The organism is Sinorhizobium terangae, from assembly GCF_009601505.1.
Taxonomy (GTDB): domain Bacteria; phylum Pseudomonadota; class Alphaproteobacteria; order Rhizobiales; family Rhizobiaceae; genus Sinorhizobium; species Sinorhizobium terangae.
The window spans coordinates 1-2,814 of record NZ_WITC01000075.1; the positions used below are offsets into that span (position 1 = coordinate 1).

Genomic DNA, 2,814 nt, shown 5'->3' on the forward strand with positions numbered 1-2,814 from the left:
GCGGGGAGATGGGGATCAAGCGATACGAACTGAGCGAGGGGCAGTGGGCGCGGATAGCGGCGTAGTTGCCGGGCAAGGCTGGTGACCCTGGCCGGACGGGCGGCGATAACCGGCTGTTCGTCAACGGCTGTTTGTGGGTGTTGCGCTCCGGGGCACACTGGCGCGACCTGCCAGAACGTTATGGCAAGTGGAAGACCGTGCATCGCCGTTTCAGCCGTTGGTGCCATGCCGGCGTGTGGGAGCGGGTGTTCGCAGAACTGACCGCCGACCACGACAACCAATATCTGATGCTCGACAGCACCATCGTGCGCGCCCATCAACAGGCGGCGAGCGGAAAAGATTCCATGATGAGCGGTGGACAGCGGCCTGTGAGAGATCAGAGTCGGTTTGCTACCAACCACTCTGAAGGGACTTGCCATGACAGCAGAACCAGCTTCGCCACCTGCCGCTATCCGGGTTGATCTTGGCGCAGTTTTCGTTTCATTGGAACTGTCGAAGTCGATCTGGCTAGTGACGTCGCTATCGCCTGGCAGCGAGAAGATGTCGCGTCATTCGGTAGCCGGCGGTGACTTGCCTGCCTTGGTGGCATGCTTGAACCTCTTGGCGAGAAGGCAGCGGCGCGCGAGGGCAGCCTCTATCCCGTGATTGTCATCCAGGAAGCGGGGCTCGATGGTTTCTGGGTCCACCGCGCGCTTGAGGCGGAAGACTGGATCACGAGCCACGTCGTGGATGCGGCCTCGATTGCGGTGTCGCGCCGGCACCGCCGGGCGAAGATCGACCGCATCGACGGAGAGACGTTGGTTCGCACGCTGATGGCGTGGATGCGGAGCGAACCGCGGGTTTGTTCGATGGTCCGAGTCCCGGCGGTTGACGATGAGGATCGTCGCAGGATCGGGCGAGAGCGCAAAGCGCTGATCGAGGAGCGCAAAAGACACGTCAACCGGATCAAAGGACTGCTCTTCAGCGTTGGCGTCCATGGCTTCTATCGCCGCCTAAAAGAATGGTCCCGTTCTCCCGAGCCCACCCCCGAATGCGGGATTATGGTGCAGCCGTCTTAAGCGGCGACCGAATATGAGGTGGTACAGGTGAGGCATGGCCTCCAGGACTTGGAATGGGCGCAGCTGGATACCGTCGACGACAGAAAGGCCTGCAAAATGGTGCCACGACCCTCTTGACCTTCAACTCATCATATGAGGGGGCCAAGATCAGGCGCTGGGGCGTTCCCGAGGTGGACTGACCACCAAGATCCACATGCTGGCCGACGCCCTCGGACGTCCGTCGCGCCTGATCGTCACCGCCGGCCAGATCGGCGACGTCACCCAGGCAGAAGCCTTGCTGGAGGGGCGGTCCGGCGCCGCCGCCCTCGCCGACAAAGCCTATGACAGCAACGCCCTGCGCGACACGATCGCCGGCATGAAGGCCGAGGCCGTCATCCCCTCAAACCGCTCGCGCAAGGTCATCATCCCGCATGACGCCGAAGCATATCGCACCGCAACCGTATCGAGCGCTGCTTCAACCGCCTCAAACACTTTCGCCGCTTCTCCACCCGCTATGATCGGCGGACGATCCACTTTAACGGCTTTGCCTCACTCGCCGCCGCAATGATCTGGCTCAGGCGAATGTCGATTCATCCTAGTGTCCTGATCGATAAATTTGTGCGATCATTTTCCTTGTTTGAGAAGGGGATGATCGATGGGCAAAGCGGCGGTTGCGATTGTCTTGACGGGTGAGGAGCGCGGTGAGCTGGAGGCATTGGTTCGCCGCCGCGGCACGGCGCAGGGCCTGGCGCGGCGGGCCCAGATCGTGCTGATGGCCGCGGACGGCGTTGAGAACAAGGAGATTGCCGCGCGGCTTGGCACGATGCCGAACACGGTGGCCAAATGGCGACGGCGCTTCGCCGAGCTGCGGCTCGATGGGCTTTACGACGAGCCGCGTCCCGGCGCGCCGCGCCAGATCGGCGACGAAGAGATCGCCGAGACGATCCGGTTGACGCTGGAGACGACACCGCCGGACGCCACCCACTGGAGCCTGCGTTCGATGGCACGGGCGGTCGGACATGCGCCCTCGACGATCCATCGCATCTGGACGGCCTTCGGTCTGCAACCGCATCGCGCCGAGAGTTTCAAGCTGTCTTCGGATGCGCTGTTCGTCGAGAAGGTGCGCGACATTGTCGGCCTTTATCTCAATCCGCCCGAGCGGGCGCTGGTGCTCTGCGTCGATGAGAAGAGCCAGATCCAGGCACTCGATCGCAGCCAGCCGGTGTTGCCGATGCGGCCCGGCCAGATCGAGCGGCGCAGCCACGACTACACCCGGCATGGAACACTTTCGCTCTTCGCCGCGCTCGACGCTGCCACCGGCAAGATCATCGGTCGCTGCTTCAAGCGTCACCGCGCGCAGGAATTCCTGAGATTCCTGCGCGAAATCGAAGCCAACGTGCCGCCAGACCTCGACATCCACATCGTCATGGACAACTACGCCACCCACAAGACCAGCGCCATCCGCAGCTTCTTTCTCAAGCGGCCCCGCTGGCACATTCATTTCACCCCGACGGCGGCGTCATGGCTCAACCAGGTCGAGCGCTTCTTTGCCAACCTGACCGAAAAGCAAATCCGGCGCGGCGTGCACCGCTCCACCGCTGAATTGGAGGCGGCAATCACCGCCTATATCGACGCCGTCAACACCGATCCCAAACCGTTCCGATGGACCAAATCGGCAGACGACATCCTCGCCACCATCAAACGCTTTTGCCTGGCAACCCTGCAAATCGCCGATGTGCAAAACAAATCGGCAGAAACTTCTGAATCAGGACACTAG

2 protein-coding genes and 2 pseudogenes are annotated in these 2,814 nt (G+C 62.2%); all 4 read left to right on the forward strand.

From position 1 onward, the window contains the following. Positions 1-65 precede the first annotated feature (65 nt). Positions 66-338: pseudogene (locus tag GHK62_RS18910) on the forward strand (IS5 family transposase); the annotation flags it as partial. Positions 339-417: 79 nt separating this feature from the next. Continuing rightward, positions 418-983: pseudogene (locus tag GHK62_RS18915) on the forward strand (transposase); the annotation flags it as partial. Between the two features lie 250 nt (positions 984-1,233). After that, positions 1,234-1,605 (forward strand): transposase, encoded by a 372-nt coding sequence (locus GHK62_RS18920; protein ID WP_337732953.1) that lies wholly within the window; start codon positions 1,234-1,236, stop codon positions 1,603-1,605. Between the two features lie 87 nt (positions 1,606-1,692). Then, the gene (locus tag GHK62_RS18930) at positions 1,693-2,814 is read left to right on the forward strand and encodes an IS630 family transposase (RefSeq protein WP_153440672.1); all 1,122 of its coding nucleotides are present in this window, start codon (positions 1,693-1,695) and stop codon (positions 2,812-2,814) included.

Excerpts from the sequence above, each read along its gene's own strand:
- GHK62_RS18930 (WP_153440672.1), top strand. The coding sequence starts at position 1,693 with ATGGGCAAAGCGGCGGTTGCGATTGTCTTGACGGGTGAGGAGCGCGGT.